Annotated in this window: 19 protein-coding genes; 7 read left to right on the top strand and 12 right to left on the bottom strand. The window is 74.8% G+C overall.

All coding sequences use genetic code 11. The annotated features are described in order from the left end of the window. The first annotated feature begins 30 nt into the window (after window positions 1-30). On the top strand, window positions 31-264 hold the full coding sequence (locus HDA33_RS11905; protein ID WP_184173483.1) for a hypothetical protein: 234 nt from the start codon (window positions 31-33) through the stop codon (window positions 262-264). A 72-nt stretch (window positions 265-336) separates the two neighbouring features. Here the strand turns inward: HDA33_RS11905 and HDA33_RS11900 are convergent, their stop codons facing one another. Then, on the bottom strand, window positions 337-972 hold the full coding sequence (locus tag HDA33_RS11900; RefSeq protein WP_017489466.1) for an NADPH-dependent F420 reductase: 636 nt from the start codon (window positions 970-972) through the stop codon (window positions 337-339). Window positions 973-1,169: 197 nt separating this feature from the next. On the opposite strand from HDA33_RS11900, the gene hpaH reads away from it, so the two are divergent. From hpaH to HDA33_RS11885, 3 genes are all read left to right on the top strand, one after another. After that, window positions 1,170-1,955, top strand: coding sequence for a 2-oxo-hept-4-ene-1,7-dioate hydratase (gene hpaH / locus HDA33_RS11895; RefSeq protein WP_158492627.1), 786 nt, complete (start codon window positions 1,170-1,172; stop codon window positions 1,953-1,955). A gap of 11 nt (window positions 1,956-1,966) precedes the next feature. Then, window positions 1,967-2,824 (top strand): HpcH/HpaI aldolase family protein, encoded by an 858-nt coding sequence (locus tag HDA33_RS11890; RefSeq protein ID WP_184173481.1) that lies wholly within the window; start codon window positions 1,967-1,969, stop codon window positions 2,822-2,824. An 85-nt stretch (window positions 2,825-2,909) separates the two neighbouring features. After that, the gene (locus tag HDA33_RS11885; RefSeq protein ID WP_184173462.1) at window positions 2,910-4,454 is read left to right on the top strand and encodes a protein adenylyltransferase SelO; all 1,545 of its coding nucleotides are present in this window, start codon (window positions 2,910-2,912) and stop codon (window positions 4,452-4,454) included. A gap of 174 nt (window positions 4,455-4,628) precedes the next feature. Here the strand turns inward: HDA33_RS11885 and HDA33_RS11880 are convergent, their stop codons facing one another. Further along, window positions 4,629-5,918: an NAD(P)/FAD-dependent oxidoreductase gene (locus HDA33_RS11880; RefSeq protein WP_184173460.1), complete on the bottom strand. Its 1,290-nt coding sequence runs from the start codon at window positions 5,916-5,918 to the stop codon at window positions 4,629-4,631. Beyond that, window positions 5,915-6,244, bottom strand: a complete 330-nt coding sequence (locus tag HDA33_RS11875) for a bifunctional 3-phenylpropionate/cinnamic acid dioxygenase ferredoxin subunit (RefSeq protein WP_017489161.1) — start codon at window positions 6,242-6,244, stop codon at window positions 5,915-5,917. The genes HDA33_RS11880 and HDA33_RS11875 overlap by 4 nt, the downstream gene beginning before the upstream one ends. Window positions 6,245-6,628: 384 nt before the next feature. On the opposite strand from HDA33_RS11875, the gene HDA33_RS11870 reads away from it, so the two are divergent. Further along, window positions 6,629-8,749 carry a LysM peptidoglycan-binding domain-containing protein gene (locus HDA33_RS11870; RefSeq protein ID WP_184173458.1) on the top strand — a complete coding sequence of 707 codons (2,121 nt, stop codon included), beginning with the start codon at window positions 6,629-6,631 and terminating at the stop codon, window positions 8,747-8,749. A gap of 178 nt (window positions 8,750-8,927) precedes the next feature. On the opposite strand, the gene HDA33_RS11865 is transcribed toward HDA33_RS11870, so the two are convergent. The 3 genes from HDA33_RS11865 to HDA33_RS11855 are packed head-to-tail and all read right to left on the bottom strand — an operon-like array spanning window position 8,928 to window position 11,700. Then, complete coding sequence (locus HDA33_RS11865; protein ID WP_184173456.1) at window positions 8,928-9,599, bottom strand: 3-oxoacid CoA-transferase subunit B; 672 nt, start codon at window positions 9,597-9,599, stop codon at window positions 8,928-8,930. Window positions 9,600-9,607: 8 nt separating this feature from the next. Beyond that, complete coding sequence (locus tag HDA33_RS11860) at window positions 9,608-10,372, bottom strand: 3-oxoacid CoA-transferase subunit A (protein WP_184173454.1); 765 nt, start codon at window positions 10,370-10,372, stop codon at window positions 9,608-9,610. Window positions 10,373-10,422: 50 nt separating this feature from the next. Next, the gene (locus HDA33_RS11855) at window positions 10,423-11,700 is read right to left on the bottom strand and encodes a thiolase family protein (RefSeq protein WP_184173452.1); all 1,278 of its coding nucleotides are present in this window, start codon (window positions 11,698-11,700) and stop codon (window positions 10,423-10,425) included. Window positions 11,701-11,831: 131 nt separating this feature from the next. Here HDA33_RS11855 and HDA33_RS11850 point away from each other — a divergent pair, with 131 nt between their 5' ends. Continuing rightward, entirely contained in the window at window positions 11,832-12,662 is an 831-nt protein-coding gene (locus tag HDA33_RS11850) for an IclR family transcriptional regulator domain-containing protein (protein ID WP_184173450.1), read from the top strand. Between the two features lie 98 nt (window positions 12,663-12,760). Next, a complete protein-coding gene (locus HDA33_RS11845) occupies window positions 12,761-13,300 on the top strand; it encodes an HPP family protein (protein WP_246416957.1) in 540 nt (179 codons plus the stop codon). 58 nt (window positions 13,301-13,358) lie between these two features. Here the strand turns inward: HDA33_RS11845 and pcaC are convergent, their stop codons facing one another. The 6 genes from pcaC to HDA33_RS11815 form a co-directional block, all read right to left on the bottom strand. Then, window positions 13,359-13,769, bottom strand: coding sequence for a 4-carboxymuconolactone decarboxylase (gene pcaC, locus HDA33_RS11840; RefSeq protein ID WP_184173959.1), 411 nt, complete (start codon window positions 13,767-13,769; stop codon window positions 13,359-13,361). 62 nt (window positions 13,770-13,831) lie between these two features. Continuing rightward, window positions 13,832-14,647 (bottom strand): alpha/beta fold hydrolase, encoded by an 816-nt coding sequence (locus tag HDA33_RS11835; protein ID WP_184173448.1) that lies wholly within the window; start codon window positions 14,645-14,647, stop codon window positions 13,832-13,834. A gap of 88 nt (window positions 14,648-14,735) precedes the next feature. Beyond that, complete coding sequence (locus tag HDA33_RS11830) at window positions 14,736-16,154, bottom strand: lyase family protein (protein WP_338104353.1); 1,419 nt, start codon at window positions 16,152-16,154, stop codon at window positions 14,736-14,738. An 8-nt stretch (window positions 16,155-16,162) separates the two neighbouring features. Beyond that, complete coding sequence (gene pcaG / locus HDA33_RS11825; protein WP_184173444.1) at window positions 16,163-16,810, bottom strand: protocatechuate 3,4-dioxygenase subunit alpha; 648 nt, start codon at window positions 16,808-16,810, stop codon at window positions 16,163-16,165. Continuing rightward, complete coding sequence (gene pcaH, locus HDA33_RS11820; RefSeq protein WP_476703399.1) at window positions 16,810-17,535, bottom strand: protocatechuate 3,4-dioxygenase subunit beta; 726 nt, start codon at window positions 17,533-17,535, stop codon at window positions 16,810-16,812. The genes pcaG and pcaH overlap by 1 nt, the downstream gene beginning before the upstream one ends. Window positions 17,536-17,669: 134 nt before the next feature. After that, a complete protein-coding gene (locus HDA33_RS11815; protein ID WP_184173443.1) occupies window positions 17,670-18,878 on the bottom strand; it encodes a 4-hydroxybenzoate 3-monooxygenase in 1,209 nt (402 codons plus the stop codon). Window positions 18,879-18,971 lie beyond the last annotated feature (93 nt).

Below are 18,971 nucleotides of genomic sequence, written 5' to 3'. Positions count from 1 at the left end.
CATCGGCAGCCCTCGTGGCAGGATCTGCCCATGCGCAAGAAGCTCGCCATCGCCCTCGCCGTGCTGCTCGGCAGCATGGTCATCGCGATCCCCACGGCGCTGTTCTCCGGCCTGGGCGATCTGCTGATCGGCGGCGAGGACTCGTCCCCGGTGTCCACGGTGGTGTTCATGGTGGTCGCCCTCGGCCTGGTGTGGGCGGCGCAGTTCGCCTGGCAGGAGTGGCGCGGGAGCCGCGCCCAGCGGCCGCCCCGGCACCCCCGCTGACGCGATCGGCCACGCGCGGGCGCCCTACTGAGGCCGCCCCGGCACCCCGCTGACGCGGTGATCGTCCCGGGCTCAGCCCACGCGGGCGGCGGCGTGCGGCAGGGCCTCGCGCAGGCCGGCCTCGTCGAACCGGCGCCCGAACACGGCGCCGTCCGGCTCGAGCAGGGGCGCGTCCGCCGCGGAGGTGGGCACGGCGTCGAAGCCCATCGAGTCCACGAGCGAGGCCACCAGGTCCACCGCCGCGCCGTCGTCGCCGGCCACCGCGAACGCGCGACGCCCCGGCGCGCCGGCCGGGCGGGCGTCCATCAGCAGCTCGCCATAGCCGGCGTGGTTGAGCGACTTCACCACGGGCACGCCGGGCACGCGCTCGGTCCAGGCGAGGGGGTCCATGCGGTGGATCGAGTCCGGCCCGTCCGTGTGCTCCCACGCGTTGGTGGCGTCCAGGAGCACGCCGCGGGCGCGCGCCAGGTCCAGGTCCGCGAGCGCGGGCTGGGGCAGGGCGAGGATCACGACGTCGGCGCGCTCCACGACGTCGGCCAGCGGCACGGCGTCCGCGGCCGGCAGGAGGGTCTCGACGACGGAGCGGAAGACGCGGCTGCCGGGGCGGTCGGCGACGAGGAGGCGGTGGCCCGCCTCGGCCACGAGCTGGCCGACGGCGCTGCCGAGCCGCCCGACGCCCACGAGACCGACGGTGAGGATGTCGTTCATGTCTGAAGCAACAGGCCGCGGGTGGCCGGGTATTCCGAGAGGTGCGTCTCACCAGGGGTGATGCCACGATGGACGGGTCGTACGCCGGTGCCGCGCCGCGACCCGCGGCGTCATGAGGGTGACGCCCGCCACTCCGGCCGCCCGTATCGTATACGATCGAGCCCAGGGGCCCGCCCGCCGTCGAGAAGGAGACCGCCATGCTGGACCACGAGACCCACGTGAAGATCGCCGACGAGCTGCACGAGGCCGGCCGCACCGGCACCCCCGTGCCGCTGCTGACCGCCCGGTACGAGGGCATGGAGATCGAGGACTCCTACGCCGTGCAGCGCATCTGGGCGCAGCGCCAGGTGGAGGCGGGCCGCCGCGTCGTCGGGCACAAGATCGGCCTGACCTCCAAGGCCATGCAGGCCGCCACCGGGATCACCGAGCCGGACTACGGGGTGATCTTCGACGACCAGGTCTTCGAGTCCGGCCACGAGTACGAGACCGCGCGCATCACCAACCCGCGCATCGAGATGGAGCTGGCCTTCGTCCTCAAGGACGAGCTGCGCGGCCCCCACGTGAACCTCTTCGACGTCCTGCGCGCCACCGAGTACGTGGTGCCCGCCCTCGAGATCCTCGACGCCCACGTGGAGCTGGCCGGCCGCACGATCGTGGACACCATCGCGGACAACGCCGCCCTGGGCTCCATGGTGCTCGGCGGCCGCCCCGTGGCCCCGGACGCCGTGGACCTGCGCTGGGTGGCCGGCACCCTCTCCCGCAACCAGACCATCGAGGAGACCGGCGTGGCCGCGGGCGTGCTCAACCACCCCGGCAACGGCGTGCACTGGCTCGCCAACCGCCTCGCCGACCACGGCGACGCCCTCGCCGCCGGGGAGATCGTGCTCGCCGGCTCGTTCACGCGCCCCATGCACGTCAGCGCCGGCGACACCGTCACCGCCGACTACGGGCCCCTGGGCACCGTGACCTGCCACTTCGCCTGAGAGGACTCCCGATGCCCGTCCGCCACAACACCCAGCCGCTCGTCCGTGACCTGTTCACCACCGAGGCCAAGGCCGCCCGCGGCGGACGCCCCGCCGCCGGCATGTTCCTCTCCTCCGGCGACTGCACGGCCGCCGAGATCTGCGCCGGCGCCGGCCTGGACTACCTGCTGATCGACGGCGAGCACGCCCCCCTGAGCCTGGAGAACGTGCAGGCCCAGCTGCGCACGATCGCCGGCTACGGCGTGCCGGTGATGACCCGCGTGCCGTTCCTCGACTGGATCAGCATCAAGCAGTACCTCGACCTCGGCGCCCAGACCCTGCTCGTGCCCATGATCGACACCCCCGAGCAGGCCGCCAAGGCCGTCCGGGCGCTGCGCTACCCCCCGCACGGGGACCGCGGCGTGGGCTCCGCGCTGGCCCGGTCCGGCCGGTGGAACCGCATCGAGGGCTACCTCCAGCACGACGACGAGCACGTCAGCCTGTTCGTGCAGATCGAGACGGTGCGCGGCGTGGAGAACGCGGCCGCGATCGCCGCGGTGCCCGGCGTGGACGGCGTGTTCGTCGGCCCCTCGGACCTCTCGGCCTCCATGGGGCTGATCGGCCAGCAGAGCCACGCGGACGTGGTGGCGGCCGTGCGGCGCGTGATCGAGGCGTGTAACGCCGCGGGCACCACCGTGGGCGTCAACGCGTTCGCCACGGACCAGGCCCAGGCCTACGCCGACGCCGGCGCGGACTTCGTGAACGTGGGCGCCGACGTCGCCCTCATGGCCCGCGGCGCCGAGGCCCTCGCCGACCGCTGGTGCCCGGCCCCGCAGGCCGACGGCGATGCCGCGGCGGACGGCGCGGCCGCCCCCCGCGCGTCGTACTGAGGGCCGCGGCCGCCTCACCCTCGCCTCCTACCCGGCGGCCGCTCGACGCGTGTCCCGCCGGCGGGCGGGCCGTAGCGTGGGGCCCATGCCCGCGCCCACCCTGCACCACCGCTTCGCCGACCGCTTCCCCGAACTCGCCCTGCCCTGGCAGGCCCAGGAGACCGACGGTCCCGAGCTGGTGCTGCTCAACGCCGGGCTGGCCGAGGAGCTCGGCCTGGACGCGGACTGGCTCGCCTCCGACGACGGCCTCCGCCTCCTCACGGGCGAGCGGCCGGGCCCGGAGGCGAAGCCGGTGGCGCAGGCCTACGCCGGACACCAGTTCGGCCACTACTCCCCCCGCCTCGGGGACGGTCGCGCGCTGCTGCTGGGCGAGCTGGTCCCGCCGCGGCGCACCCGCGACGCCGACGACGCCCCGCAGGCCCTGCCCACCTGGCGCGAGCTGCACCTGAAGGGCTCCGGCCGCACCCCGTTCGCCCGCGGTGACGCGGACGGGCAGGCGGTCCTGGGCCCCATGCTGCGCGAGTACGCGGTGTCCGAGGCGATGCACGCCCTCGGCGTGCCGACCACGCGCGCGCTGGCCGTCGTCGCCACGGGGCGCCCCGTGCGTCGGGCGGGGTGGCAGCCCGGTGCCCTCCTCGCCCGCACCGCGGCCTCCCACCTGCGCGTGGGCTCGTTCCAGTACGCCGCCGCGCTGCCCGAGCGGGCCGACCCCGTCGCGGTGCTGCGCCGGCTCGTGGACGAGGCGATCCTCCGCCACCACCCGCACGCCGCCGAGGCGGAGAACCCGGCGCTCGCGCTGTACGAGGCGGTCATCGCCGCGCAGGCCGAGCTGGTGGCCCGCTGGATGCTCGTGGGCTTCGTGCACGGCGTGATGAACACGGACAACATGACCCTCTCCGGCGAGACCATCGACTACGGGCCGTGCGCCTTCATCGACGCCTTCGACCCCGCGGCGTCCTTCTCCTCGATCGACACGCAGGGCCGGTACGCGTTCGGCAACCAGGGGCCCGTGGCCGCGTGGAACCTGGCGCGCCTCGGCGAGACGCTCGTGCCCGTGCTCGACGACGACGCCGGCCGGGCCGTCGACCTCGCGCAGGAGGCGCTCGGCGGCTTCCAGGCGACGCACCTGGCCGCGTGGCGGGGCGGGCTGCGCGCCAAGCTGGGGCTCGGCGAGGAGGTGACGGACGCCGACGTCGCGGCGCTCACCGACCGCCTGTTCCCCGTGCTGGCCGCCGCGCGGACCGACTGGACGGGCTTCTGGGTGCGGCTGGCGGAGCACGTGGCTTCGGGCGCCGGGCGGGGAAATGCTGAGGCAAGCGCCAGCAAGCTGGCCGAGGCGCAGATGCTCGTCCCCGGCGCGGCCGACCCGGCCGCCGTCGTCGCGTGGCTGCGCGACTGGCAGTCGCTGGGCCCCGACGCGGCCCGGATGCGGGCGGCGAACCCCGTCTACATCCCGCGGAACCACCTGCTCGACGACGCCCTCACCGCCGCCGAGGACGGGGACCTGGGGCCGGTGCGCCGCCTCCTGGAGGCCGTCACCGACCCGTTCACCCCGCGCCCGGGCCTCGAGCGGTACGCCGAGCCGGGCCCGTCGGACGCGGCCCCGTTCGTGACGTACTGCGGGACGTGAGGCGGGGGCGGCAGGGGGCTCCCCCACTCCCGCTCCCCGCCCCACCGCTTTCTTGTGGGAAACGGGAGCCTTCCCACCCCTTTCGTGTGGGAAACGGGAGTTCCCGTTTCCCACACGAAAGGGATGAGGGACGAAAGCTCCTCCTCACCCGGGGGTGTGGTGGGGCGCGCCCCCTCACCCCCGGGCGAGCGACTTCAGCGGCACCGTCGGGTCGGCGAGGGCCTGCGGGTCCACCACGATCCCGCGGTCGATGATGCGGCGGGCCGCCTTGACGGCCATGGGGTCGTCGATCGACGCCGCCCCGCGCATCCGCCCCTCGGCGTCGAGGACGAAGCTCGCCACCGCGGCGCCGCGCGCCTCGCGGTCCACGCTCGCCCCGCCCGCGGGCACGGCCATGTCCCCCACGGCCTCCACGTGGCAGCCGTGCCGGTCGGACCAGAGCCAGGGGGCGCCGGGCGGCTCGGGCTCCTCCCCCAGGAGCGCCGCGGCGGCCGCCGCGCCGGAGCTCAGGGCCGGCTCCCAGTGCGGCGACGGCCCCCACGCCGAGTCGGTCGCCCGGGTGGCGTCGCCCACGGCGAGGATCCCGGGCACGCTCGTGCGGCCGGCCTCGTCCACGAGGATCCCGTCCGCCACCTCCAGCCCGGCCTCCTCGGCGAGCGCCGTGTCCGGCACGGTGCCGCCGGCCAGCACCACGACGTCGGCGTCCACGGTCCGCCCGTCGCCCAGGTGCAGGCGGTGGGCGGCCGGCAGCGCGGCGCCGCCGTCGTCGTCCCGGTGCTCGATGCGCGCCACCCGGCCGACCTCGACGGCCACGCCGTGCTCGGCGTGCATCCGGTGCAGCCGGGCCGCGAGCGCGGGCCCCACGGCACGCAGCGCGGGCGCGTCCGTGGCGGTCACGAGGGTCACGGCGGCGAGGGCCTGCCGCGCGGAGGAGGCGGCCTCGGCGCCGGTGAACCCGCCGCCGACCACGGCCACCTCCGCCCCGAAGTGCAGCCGCTCGCGCAGCGCGTCGGCGTCGGCGCGCGTGCGCAGCGTGATCAGGCCCGGGTGCGTCGCGCCCTCGACGTCCAGGGGCCGGGGGCGGCCGCCCGTGGCGAGCACCACGGCCTCGGCCTCGAGCACGCGCCCGGAGGCGAGCTCCACCCGGTGCGGCACGGGGTCGCCGTCGGGGTGGGCGCCGCCGGGCGTCAGGCGCACGGCGGCCTCCTCCACCAGCTCCACGTCGTGCTCGGCGAACCAGGACGGCGGCGCGAACAGCAGCCGGTGCGCGTCCGTCTCCCCCGTCAGGTAGTCCTTGCTCAGCGGGGGCCGGTCGTACGGCACGCCCTGCGGCTCCACGAGCGCGAGGGACCCGGTGTGGCCGCGGCGGCGCAGCTCGCGGACCGCCCCGAACCCGGCCACGCCGCCGCCCACCACGACCACCGAGGCGGGCGCGCCCGCCCGCGCGTCGACGTCGCCGCTCATGCGCCGGGGGTGAGGTAGAGCTGCCCGTCCCGCTCCTGGACCGGATGGGTGCCCACGGGCCGGGTGGCGGGCAGGCAGAGCGCCTCGCCGCTCTTGAGGCAGAACTGCGCGGAGTGCAGCGGGCACTCCACCTGCGTGCCCTCGAGCCAGCCCTCGGCGAGGGAGGCGTCCTCGTGGGTGCAGGTGTCGTCGATCGCGTAGAACGCGCCGTCCTCGGCGTGGAACACGGCGACGTCGTCGCTCGTCCCGGCCGTGGCCGCAGGGACGACGACGGCCTCCCCCTCCGGGATGTCCGCCGCTGCGCCGATGTGGATGGGCTCCGCCATGACCTGCTCCTCCTGTGCTCCGCCGGCCTCGCCGGTCCGTGCTCGTCTCCCGCCACGGTAGCGCCCGCCCCGGACGCCGCACGCGGGTTCGCGGACGGCGTGCGGCGGGCCGGCGTCCGGCGGGCGCCACCGGCCCGAGGAGCCCCGTTGCTGTGCGTTTCCTCCGCGCGGAATGCGCTTGCGCTGTGAACTCGGAAAATGGACGCCCCGTACCCGTGGAATAGACCGAATCCACAGTGGGAAATGGCCTCCCGCAATGCCCCTTCACGCTACGATCGCCGAGGCTCGGGCCGGATTCCCCGCAGGTCCGCCGCCGTCCTCGCCCCGGGCACGCCGTCTCGCCTCCCTCCCGCCCCGGGCTCCACACCTTCCGAAGGCACCCGCATGAAGCTCTCCGCGCCGCGCTCCGCGTCCCCCCGCCCGCTCGCCCCCGCCGTCGTCGTGGCGGCCCTGTCCGTCCTCGTCGGCGGCCTGCTCCCGCAGCAGCCCGTCCCCACAACGGCGGCCCCCTCCCCCGCCTCCGAGGCCGGCGACGCCGCCGCCCTCCGCACCCTCGCCTCCGCCGGCTCCGGCCAGGCCCCGGCGGCCGCCTCCGAGGTGCGCGGGGCCGCCGTGGCCGCCGTGCCCCAGGAGGGCGAGGCCCTCGCGGACGCGCCCGCCGGCGTCGTGCTCGGCGAGCCCGTGGTGGACCGCCCGTTCACCATGGCCGCCGCCGTCTGGGACGCCGCCGCGGACCACGCCGTGGAGCGCGTGGAGATCCGCGTCCGCCAGGACGGCGCGTGGGGCCCGTGGCAGATCCTGGAGCGCGCCGTGCTGCCCGAGGGCGCCGCGGTGACCCGCACGGGCACGGACCCCTTCGTCGCGTTCGGGGCCGACGGCGCCCAGCTGCGCCTCACCACCGCCGACGGCGCGGCCCCGGCCGGCCTCGAGCTGTCCCTGGTCGACCCGGGCACCGCCGCCACGGACGAAGCGGTCGCCAGCGCCCACCCCGCCGTCTCCACGGGCCAGGCCGCCCAGGACGCGGCCCTGCCGCGGGGCGTGAAGTCCAGCGCCGTCGTCGGGGGCGCCGAGCCCGCGACGGCCCGCACGGTCTCCACCGCCTCCGAGGCCCGGACCCGGATCCTGCCGGACGTGATCACGCGCGCCCAGTGGGGCGCGGACGAGTCCTGGGCGCAGGCCTCCCCGCAGTTCGAGCAGGCGCGCGCCCTGACCATCCACCACTCGGCCGGCACGAACGACTACACGCGCGCCCAGGCCGTGGAGCAGATGCGCGCGATCTACGCGTACTACACGAAGACCCTGGACTGGGGCGACTTCCCGTACCACCTGATCACCGACCGGTTCGGCAACATCTACGAGGGCCGCCGCGGCGCCCTCGACGCCAACCCCCTCGGCACGCACGCCGGCGGGTTCAACACCGGCACCATGGGCATCTCGACGATGGGCAACTACGACGTCGTGGCCCCCTCCGAGGAGGTCGTCGACGCGATGGCCCGCGCCACCGCCTACTACCTGTACCGGGACGGACTCGATCCCTACGGGCGCGTCACCCTCACCTCCGGCGGCAGCACCAAGTACGCCGCGGGGACGCCGGTCACGGTGGACACGATCTTCCCGCACCGCACGACGTCGAACACCGCCTGCCCGGGCCGGCACCTGATGGCCCGGTTCGACGACGTCCGGGACCGGGCCGCGACGATCGCGGCGGCCGCCGGACAGGAGGCCCCCGCCCCCGAGCCCGAGCCGACCCCCACGCCCGAGCCCGAGCCGACCCCGACGCCGGAGCCCGAGCCGATCCCCACGCCGGAGCCCACGACGCCGACGACCTACACGGTCCAGGACGGAGACGGCTGGTGGGTCATCGCCCGGCGCACCGGCGTGCCCGCGGCCACCATCCAGGAGCTCAACGGCATGACCGAGTCCACCCTGCTGCACCCGGGCATGGTGCTGCGCCTGGTGGCCGACGTCTCCGCCCCGGCCCCCACCCCTGTCACCACGGGCACGTACACCGTCCAGCCGAACGACGGCTGGTGGGTCATCGCCCGGCGCACCGGCGTGCCCGCGGAGGAGCTGCAGCGCCTCAACGGCATGGCCGCGGACACCCTGCTCCACCCGGGGATGGTGCTGATCACGGCCGCCACGGCCCCGGCGCCCGCTCCCGCGCCGGCGCCGGCTCCCGCTCCGGCCCCGGGCACCTACACCGTGCGCGACGGCGACGGCTGGTGGGTCATCGCCCACCGCACCGGCGTGACCATGGAGACCCTGCAGCGCCTCAACGGGATGACCGCGGACACCCTGCTGCACCCGGGGATGGTCCTGGTCACCGGCCAGAACGCCACTGCGGCGGCGCCCGCGCTGGCCCCCGCCACCTACACGGTGCGGCCGAACGACGGCTGGTGGATCATCGCCGACCGCACCGGCGTCTCCATGGCCGAGCTGCAGCGCTTCAACCGCATGACCGCCTCGACCCTGCTGCACCCGGGGATGGTCCTGCGCATCGCCTGAGCTCCCGTCTCCCGCCCGGAGGCGCCGCTGGAGGCTCCCGCTTCCCACACGAAAGCACCCCGGGAGGCTCCCGTTTCCCACACGAAAGCACCCCGGGAGGCTCCCGTTTCCCACACGAAGGCGACGGGGGCGGGGAGGGTCACCCCTCCCCGCCCCCGTCGGCGTCCGGCAGGCCTCGTCAGCCCTCGACCTTCTCGAAGCGCACCCCGGGGTGACCCTCCTCGAGCTCGTCCCAGGTGATGCCGTGCAGCTCGCGGACCTTGACCACGCCGGTCTCGTCCAGCAGGAACACGCCCTTGTCCGCGTAGATGCGGGAGACGCAGCCGACGCCGGTGAGCGGGAAGGTGCACTCGGCAAGGAGCTTGGGATCGCCCTTCTTGGTGAAGAGGTCCATCATCACGTAGGTGTCCTTGGCGCCGATGGCCAGGTCCATCGCGCCGCCGACGGCGGGGATGGCGCCGGGCTTGCCGGTGGACCAGTTGGCCAGGTCGCCGGTGGCGGAGACCTGGTAGGCGCCGAGGACGCACACGTCCAGGTGGCCGCCGCGCATCATCGCGAACGAGTCGGCGTGGTGGAAGTACGCGGCGCCGGGCAGCTCGGTGACCGGGATCTTGCCGGCGTTGATGAGGTCCTCGTCCACCTGCTCGCCCTCGGCCTCGGCCTCGGGGCCGAAGCCCAGCATGCCGTTCTCGGTGTGCAGGGTGACGTTCTTCTCGGCCTCCAGGTAGTTGGAGACCGTGGTGGGCTGGCCGATGCCCAGGTTCACGAAGGAGCCGGGGGCGATGTCCGCGGCGATCACCTTCGCCAGCTCGTCCTGGGTCAGCGGGGTGTCGGTCTGGATGAAGCTCATGGCGCTCCTCACTTCCCCTCTGCGGCCTTCTCGGCCGCGGTCTTGGTGGCCGCACACGGCTTGGGCTTGCCGGCGGCCAGGGCCTCGCGCTCCTCGCGCTCCTTCACACCGGACTCGGTCTCGATCCGCACGATCACGTCCGTGTAGATGCCGGGCGTGATCACGTGCTCCGGGTCGATGGGCTCCTCGCGGATCTCGTCCACCTGCACGATCGTGTGCTCGGCCGCCGCGGCCATGACGGGACCGAAGTTGCGGGCCGTCTTGCGGTAGACGAGGTTGCCGTACCGGTCCGCCGCGTACGCCTTGATCAGGGCGACGTCGCCGCGGATCGGGGACTCCAGCACGTAGTGCCTGCCGTCGATCTCACGGACCTCCTTGCCCTCGGCGAGCTGGGTGCCGTAGCCGGTGGGCGTGAAGAAGCCGCCGATGCCGGCGCCGCCGGCGCGCAGGCGCTCGGCCAGGTTGCCCTGCGGCACGAGCTCGAGCTCGATCTCGCCGGCGCGGTAGGCCTCGTCGAAGTGCCACGAGTCGGACTGACGGGGGAAGGAGCAGATGATCTTGGCGACCCGGCGCTCCTTGATGAGCAGGGCGAGGCCGGCGTCGGCCTGGCCCGCGTTGTTGTTGACCACCGTGAGGCCGGTGGCCCCGGACTCGAGCAGCGCGTCGACCAGCTCCATCGGCTGGCCGGCGTTGCCGAACCCGCCGATCAGCACCGTGGCGCCGTCGGTGACCTGGGAGACGGCCTGCGCGGCCGTGTCCACGAACTCCAGCATGGGGACTCCTTGGGTGTGAGGGAGACGGAAGAGGTCTCGGGGCGGCCAACTCAGCGGGCGTCCACGTTCTCCAGGACGACGGCGATGCCCTGGCCCACGCCGATGCACAGGGCGGCGACGCCCCAGCGCTCGCCGGTGGCCTGCAGGCGGCGGGCCAGCGTACCGAGCACACGGGTGCCGGAGGCGCCGAGCGGGTGGCCCACGGCGATCGCGCCGCCCCAGGCGTTCACGATCTCCGGGTCCACGCCCCACGCGTCCGTGCAGGCCAGGGACTGGGCGGCGAAGGCCTCGTTGAGCTCGACGGCGGCCACGTCCTTCCAGCCGATGCCGGCGCGCTTCAGGGCCAGGTTCACGGCCTCGACGGGGGCGTAGCCGAAGAAGTCCGGCTCGTTCGCGGCGGTGGCGCGGCCGGCGATGCGGGCGATCGGCTGCAGGCCGAGGATCTCGGCACCCTTCTCGGAGCCCAGCAGCGCGGCCGAGGCGCCGTCGTTCATGGGCGAGGCGTTGCCTGCGGTGACGGTGCCGTCCTCCTTGCGGAACACGGTGCGCAGGCCCGCGAGGGTCTCGGGGGTGGAGTCCGGGCGGACGGTCTCGTCCCGCTCCAGGTCCGTGCCGGGGACGGCGGCCACGAGGGAGTCGTAGCGGCCCTCGTCCCAGGCCTTCGCGGTCAGCTGGTGGGATCGCGCGGCGAACTCGTCCTGGCGCTCACGGGTAATGCCGAAGCGCTCGCGCAGCCGCTCGGTGGACTCGCCGAGGGAGATGGTCCAGTCCTTCGGCATCGCGTCGTTGATCAGGCGCCAGCCGAGGGTGGTGTTCACGGCCTCGAGGTTGTGCAGGGGGAAGGGGCGGCTGGTCTTGGGCAGCACCCAGGGGGCGCGGGACATGGACTCCACGCCGCCCACGAGCATCACGTCCGCCTCGCCGGTGTTGATCTGGCGGGAGGCGATGATCGCGGCGTCCAGCGAGGAGCCGCAGAGGCGGTTCACGGTGGTGCCGGGGATGGTCACGGGCAGGCCCGCCAGCAGGGAGGCCATACGGCCGACGCTGCGGTTCTCCTCGCCGGCGCCGTTGGCGTTGCCGAACACGACCTCATCGATCCGGTCCGGTCGCGCCCGGTCCGTGCCCGCCTCGATCGGCTTCCCCGCGAGCGCGTCGGCGGTCTCCTGCGCGGTCTCGTTGCGCAGGCCCTCCAGGCCGGGGGCGCGGTCCACGATCGTGCGGATCACGTGGGCGGCGAGGTCGTCCGGGCGGGTGCCGGCGAGCTTGCCGCCGATCTTGCCGAACGGGGTGCGGACGGCGTCGAAGACGTAGGCGTCGGCGAGGGTCATGGCGGGGTCTCCTCTTCGGTCGGGTCCCGGTCTCGGGTCTCTCTGGCCACGCTAGGCCGGGCCCCGGACGCGGAACCAGGGATGTGCGCCATGCGCACGTCCGTTCGCACAGCGAACGCTAGGGTGGCCGCATGGCCCCCGCTCCCCCGCACGACGACGCCGCCCCGGCCCGCCCCGAGCCGCCGGTCCGCGCCCTGGCCACCGGCCTGGCGGTGCTGCGTTCCTTCACCCCGGACCGCCCGTCGCTCACGGTCTCGGACGCCGCCGCGGCCGCCGGGACCACCCGGGCCACCGCCCGCCGGGTCCTGCACACCCTCGTCCACGAGGGCTACGCCGTCCAGGAGGGCCGCGACTTCCGGCTCACCCCCCGCGTCCTCGAGCTCGGCCACGGCTACTGGACGGGCACGTCCCTGGCCGAGATCCTGCGCCCGGTGCTCACCCGCGCCTCGCAGGAGCTGGAGCAGTCCTGCTCGGCCGCCGTGCTGGACGGGCCGTTCCTGCTCTACATCGCACGCGTGCACACGGAGCGGATCATCCGGGTGAACCTCGACGTCGGCACGCGGATGCCCGCGTTCCTCACCTCCATGGGGCGCGTCCTGCTCGCGGACCTGCCCCCGGCCACGGTGCGCCGCGTGCTCGAGGCCGCACCGCGCACCCCGCGGACCCCGCGGACCGTCACGGACGTGGAGGCCCTGCTCGAGGAGATCGCCCGGGTGCGCCGGCAGGACCACGCCGTGGTCACGGCCGAGCTGGACGACCACCTCAGCTCCGTGGCCGTGCCGGTGCGCGGGCCGGACGGCGCCGTCGTCGCCGCGATCAACACGGCGCTGCCCCACCGCACCCCCGGGGCGGCCGAGCCGAGCGCCGACGAGCAGACGCGCGCCGCCGTCGCCCAGGCCCTGCCGGTGCTGCGCGAGGCGGCGCGGGACGCCGAGGACGCGCTCGTCGCACTGCGCCGCTGATCCGGCCGTCACAGTCGGTCCCGCCCGCCCCGGGACCGGCCTCGGCCGCGCCCGCGACCTACCCTGGAGGGGCCCACCGCCGAGGAGAAGGAGCCAGGATGTCCCGCCTGTCCCGCGTGCCGGGCCTGCGCCGCCCCCGGCTCCTGGACCCGTGGCGCCGTCCGCTGCTGCCCCGCCTGCCCTGGCACGTCATCCTGGCCGCGTCCCTGGCCGGCGCCGCCACGATCGCCACGCTCAGCATCGGGCAGGACCTGACCTCCGTGCCCCTGCTCGTGGGCGCGTTCGGCTCGTCCTGCGTGCTGGTGTTCCTCGTGCCGCACGGCCCGCACTCGCACCCGGCCAACGTGCTCGTGGGGCACGTGGCCGCCGCCGCGTGCGGGATCGCGGTGTCCTCGGTCCTGCCGCTGGCCTGGTACTCGCTCGCGGCCGGGATGGGGCTGGCCATGGGGGTGATGGCCGGGCTGCGGGTCATCCACGCCCCGGCAGGGGCCACGGCGCTGGCCGTGATGCTCGTGGAGGCCGGCTGGGACTACCTGCTCGCCCCGATCCTCTCCGGCGCGCTCGTGCTCACCGCGTGCGCCCTGCTCTACCGCCGCCTGATGTGGCGGGTCATCGGGCCCCCGCCGCCCCCGGCCTGAGACGGCGCCGCCCCCGGCCGGAGCCGGGGGCGGTGCGTCGCGGTGGTCCTCGCGGGACTCAGAGCGGCCGGCCGGCCGCCAGGTCCTCGTCCACCTGCGCGAAGACCTCCTGGGCCAGCTTGAACGCGACGTTCGCGGCCGGCACCGAGGAGTAGATCGCCGTCTGCAGCAGGATCTCCTTGATCTCGTCCCGGCTCAGCCCGTTGCGCAGGGCGGCGCGCAGGTGCATGGCGCACTCCTCCCAGTAGCCGCCGGAGACCATGGCCGTGATGGTCACGGCCGAGCGCATCCGCCGGTCCAGGCCGGGGCGGGTCCAGATGGTGCCCCACGCGTACCGGGAGATGAGGTTCTGGAAGTCCTCGGTGGTCGCGTCCTTCTTCGCCTCGGCGCGGTCCACGTGGGCGTCCCCGAGGACCTCGCGGCGCACGGCCATGCCGGCGTCGAGGATCTCCTGGGAGGTGCGCTCCATCTGGTGGCCGAGGGGGGTCTGCCCGGCGTCCGCGCCGCCGGCGTGCTCCGTCCGCCCGCCGCTCACTTGGCCGCCTCCTGCACGGTCGTCAGGAACGCGGCGAGCGCCTCGGCGGTGGCCACGGGCTGCTCGAGCGGGGCCTGGTGGGCGGCGTCGTCGAGCGCGACGACGGTGGTCCCCGGCACGGCGGCGGCGATCTCCTCGCCGGCGGCCGGCGGGGTGACGGCGTCGTGCGCGCCGTGGACGGTCAGCACGGGCACGCGGATCTCGCCGAGGCGTTCGCGCACGTCGAAGCCGGCGAGGGCCTCGCACAGGCGGGCGTAGGAGTGGCGGTCGGCCTCCTGCAGCGTGTGCAGCAGGTCCGTGGTGCGCTCGGGGTGGCGCTCGATGAACCCGGGGGCGAACCAGCGCTCGGCGGAGCCGGCCACCATGGTGGGGGTGCCGGCCTTCTCCACGAGCTCGGCGCGCTCGTGCCAGGCCTTCGCCTCGCCGATCTTCGCGGCGGAGCAGACCACGGCCACGCCGGAGACCACGTCCGCGTGCTCGAGGGCGAGCTGCAGGGCCACGCAGCCGTTGAGGGACACGCCCGCGTAGGCCAGGGGCACGTCGGCGGGGATCGCGCCCTCGTCCTTCAGGCGCGCCACGGCGGCGACGACGGCGTCGGCCAGCTCGGCGATCGTGAACGGCTCGGCGTGGGGCGCGGAGGCGCCGTGGCCGGGCAGGTCGTAGCCGATGACGAGGGTGTCCTCGGCCATCCGCTGCGCGGCGAGGGACCACAGGGCGTGCACGCCGGTGCCGAGGCCGGCGCCGACCAGGAGCACGCGCGCGGACGACTCGGCCGCCTTCAGGAGGGTGGTGGTGACGGTGGGCTGGGCCATGGGGAGGGTCCTTCCTCTGGAGGGTCGGGGGCGGGCCCGGCGCGGCGTCTCCGGCCTGGCCGGGGGACGCGCACGCCGGGCGCGCCGGTCAGGCGTCGATCAGCTCGGCGTGGGCGGCGAGGATGCGGTCCACGAGCGCGCCGGCCTCGCCGGTGTACCCGGCGGGGTCGAGCAGCTCGTCGAGGCGGTCGTCCGAGACGGTGTCCGGCACGGCCTCGCGCAGCAGCGCGCGGAAGTCGCCGCGGCCGGCGAGGGAGTCGTCCACGGCGCCCTGGATCGCGGCCTTGCCCGCGCCGGGATCCCCGGACGCCTCGTCGATCGCCGGGGCCAGCTCGGCCATGAGTCGCTCGGAGACGAGCACGGGGCCGGTCCGGGCGAGGTTCTCCGCCATGCGGTCCGCGTTCACGCGCAGGCCCTCGGCGAGCTCGCGGGTGAGGGAGGCGGCGCCGCCGGCCACGCGCAGCAGCTGGCGCAGGGCCGGCCACTCGGCGTGCCACGCGCCGTCCGGGCGCTCGTCGTTGGCGGCGCCGGCGGCCGTGTAGACCTGCGCGAGCATCCCCGGCGCGGACAGCGCCGCGGAGTGCACGAGCACGGAGAGCACGGGGTTCTGCTTGTGCGGCATGGCCGAGGAGCCGCCGCGGCCGGCCGCGAGGGGCTCGCCGAGCTCGCCGTTCTCGATCCGGGAGGAGAGCAGCACGTCGTTGGCGATCTTGCCGCACGCCGCCGCGACGTCCGCGAGCGCGGCCGCCACGCCGGTCACCGCCATGCGGTTGGTGTCCCAGGGGCCGGCGGGGGCGCTGAGCCCGAGGCGGGCGGCGAGGTCCTCCACGAGCGTGAACACGGTGACGGACTCGTCCAGGCGGCCGGCGCGGTGCGCTCGGTCCACGTGGCCGGCGAGCGAGGCCATGGTGCCCGCCGCGCCGCCCCACTGCACGGGCAGGGCCGCGGTGGCGCGCTCGAGGCGCTGCGCGGCCTGCCCGACGGCGTCGAGCCAGTTCGCCGCGCGCAGCCCGAAGGTGGACGGCAGCGAGTGCTGCGCCAGGGACCGGGCGACCATGGGCGTGCCCCGGTGCTCGCGCGCGAGCCCTGCCAGGGCCGCGGCGAGGCCGCGCAGGTCCTCGCCGAGGTCCCGGCCCACCTCGGCCGCCATGGCCATGAGCGCGGTGTCGATGACGTCCTGGCTCGTGGCGCCCATGTGCACGGCGGTCGAGCCGGCCGGCAGCCGCTCACGCAGCGCCTTGAGCGCGGGGATCAGCGGGTTGCCGCCGCCCTGCGCGGCGCGCGCGAGCGCCACGAGGTCGTAGCCGGCCGGGTCGCAGGCCTCCTCGGCCTGCCGGGCCTGCTCGTCGGTGGCCAGCCCGTGCGCGGCGAGGACCGCCACCCAGGCGGCCTCCACCTCGAGCATGCGCTGCAGGAACGCGCGGTCCGCGGTGGCGCGGGCCACCGGCCTGCCCGCCCAGGCGGGGTTGAGCAGGCCGGCGTCGGCGCTGAGGTCCAGGTCGTCCATGTCCGGCATCAGTCGTGCTGCGGGTACTCGATGCCGGGGAACTGCAGGAACACGGTCTCCCTGTCCGCGTGCTCCCCGCGGCCCTGGATCCACACGTCGAACCGCAGCGAACCGTCGTCGAGACGCTCGGCGATCAGGGTGCGGCGGCGCTCCTCGGGCAGGGACTGCAGCAGGGGGTCGGCCGCGAGGGCCTCCGTGTCCTCCGGCAGGTAGACGCGCGTGTGGAGCTTGTTCAGCAGGCCGCGGGCGAAGACCACGAGGCTGATGAACCGTGCCTTGCCCTCGCCCGTGGCGCCGGGCTCCACCGTGGAGAAGGTGTAGGTGCCCACGTTGTCCACGGTGCCGCGGCCCCACCCGGTGAAGGTGAAGCCGTCGCGCACGAGGGAGCCGTCCTCCTGGGAGATGACGCCCTGGGCGTCCGCCTGCCAGATCTCCAGCATGGCGTCCGGGATCGGGTCCCCGTTGCCGTCGTACACGGTGCCGGTGAGGCGCAGCGCGTCCGCGCGGCCCGGGGGCACCAGGTTCTGGCCGTCACGGAAGGGCAGGTGGACCTGCTCGTAGCCGTCGGCGTAGCCGAAGAACGGGCCGATGGTCTGGCCGGGGGTCGGGATGAGCCGGCCCTGCGCGTCGCGCTCGCTGTTCTCGTCGATCCGCATCAGTGATCGCCCTCCTCGTCTTCCATCCAGGTGCGGTGGCTGCCCGTGAGCACGATGTCCCAGTAGTAGCCGGTGTTCCACTCGTGCTCGGAGACCGAGTGGTCGTAGGTGGCCACCAGGCGGTCGCGGGCCTTCTGGTCCGTGATGCCCTGGTAGATCGGGTCCAGCGAGAACAGGGGATCGCCCGGGAAGTACATCTGGGTGATCATGCGCTGGGTGAAGTCCGTGCCGAACAGCGAGAAGTGGATGTGGGCCGGGCGCCACGCGTTGTGGTGGTTCTTCCACGGGTACGGCGCCGGCTTGATGGTGGTGAACTCGTAGAAGCCGCGGTCGTCCGTGATGGTGCGGCCCACACCGGTGAAGTTCGGGTCCAGCGGCGCCGGGTGCTGGTCGCGCTTGTGCACGTACCGGCCGGCGGCGTTGGCCTGCCAGATCTCCACGAGCTGGCCCCGCACGGGGCGGCCCTGGCCGTCGAGCACGCGGCCGCGCACCTTGATGCGCTCGCCGATGGGCTCGCCGTTCTGGCCCACCGTGAGGTCGGACTCGAGCTGGTGCACGTCCCGGTGGCCGAAGGCCGGGGACCACAGCTCGATGCTCTCCGGGTCCGCGTGCGCCATCGACTTGGTGGGGTGGCGGAACACGGAGGAGCGGTACGGCGGGAAGTCCAGGCGCGGCTGGGTCTCGCCCGAGGCCTGGCCGTGGACGGCCGCCATCTCCTCGCTGATCTGCTCCTGGGAGTCCTGGGTGGCCGCGGGGTCGAGCACGCGGGCGTTGTCGAACGTGTCGTCGTCCTGCTTCTGCACGGGGTCGCTCACGTGGGCTCCTCTCTCTTCCGAGGGTCTGGGGTGGTGGAGGCGGCTCAGCGGTGCGGCCAACCGGTGTACTGCTCGGCCAGGTACTGCTGGCCGAACCGGGAGCTGACCACGTTGAGCAGCTCGCCGCGCACGCGCATGTCCTCGAACTCCGAGGCCTCGGGGCGGGCGTGGAGCATGGTGGTCATCCAAGACGAGAAGTTCTGGGCCTTCCACACGCGGGCCAGCACGGTGTCCGAGTAGGCGTCCAGCAGGTCGCGGGAGCCGGTGGAGGCCCACGAGTCCAGCGCCTCGAACAGCACCCGCACGTCCGCGAAGGCGAGGTTCAGGCCCTTGGCGCCGGTCGGCGGGACGGTGTGCCCGGCGTCGCCGGCGAGGAAGACGTTGCGGTGGTCCATCGGCGTGCGCACGAAGGAGCGGAAGCCCAGCACGGTCTTGTCGATGATGGGCCCGGTCTTGAGGGTGAGGCCGTCCGGGCCGGCCACGATCTTCTGCAGGCGCTCCCAGATCCGGTCGTCGGACCAGTCCTCGACGCGGGTGGCGGGGTCGCACTGGAAGTACATGCGCTGCACGGTCTCGGAGCGCTGGGAGATCAAGCCGAAGCCGTGCTCGGAGCGGGCGTAGATCAGCTCGGGCGAGGACTTCGGGGCCTCGGCGAGGATGCCGAACCACGCGAACGGGTACGCGGTGAAGTAGTCCTTGCCCTCGGTGCCGGCCTGCAGGGCCTTGCGCACGGTGGAGCGGGAGCCGTCCGCGCCCACGAGGATGTCGCAGCGCAGCTCCTCCACGGGGCCCTGCTCGCCGCCGGCCACGGAGCGGAAGCGCACGCCGGGGGTGTCCGAGTCGATGTCCAGGACCTCGACGACCTCGGTCTCGAACCGCACGTCGCCGCCGTCGCGCTCCCGGGCCGCGGCGAGGTCCACGAAGACCTCGTTCTGGGCGTAGAGGGTGACGGTGGCGCCCACGAGCTCGGGGAAGTCCAGGGCGTGGGACTCGCCGTCGAAGCGCAGGAAGATGCCGCGGTGCTCGTCGCCGACCGTCTTCACGCGGCCGTCCACGCCGGTGCCGGTGAGCATGTCCACGCTGGGCTGCTCGAGGATGCCGGCGCGGTGGGTGTTCGCGATGGTCTCGTGGTCGCGGGACTCGAGGACCACGTTGTCGATCCCCTGCTTCGAGAGCAGGTGGGAGAGCATCAGCCCGGCGGGGCCGCCGCCGACGATGCCGACGCGGGTGCGGGTCACGGGCTGCTGGGTCATGGCGTCCTTTCGACGGGGGCGTCACCTGTCCGGCCGGCCACGGTCGGTCCGCGCAGGGGTGCCTCGGCCGGACGTGGTCCCACCCATCGTGTG

It is taken from the genome of Micrococcus endophyticus (assembly GCF_014205115.1).
Lineage (GTDB): Bacteria > Actinomycetota > Actinomycetes > Actinomycetales > Micrococcaceae > Micrococcus > Micrococcus endophyticus.
This window is presented reverse-complemented; position numbering and strand designations above follow the sequence as displayed.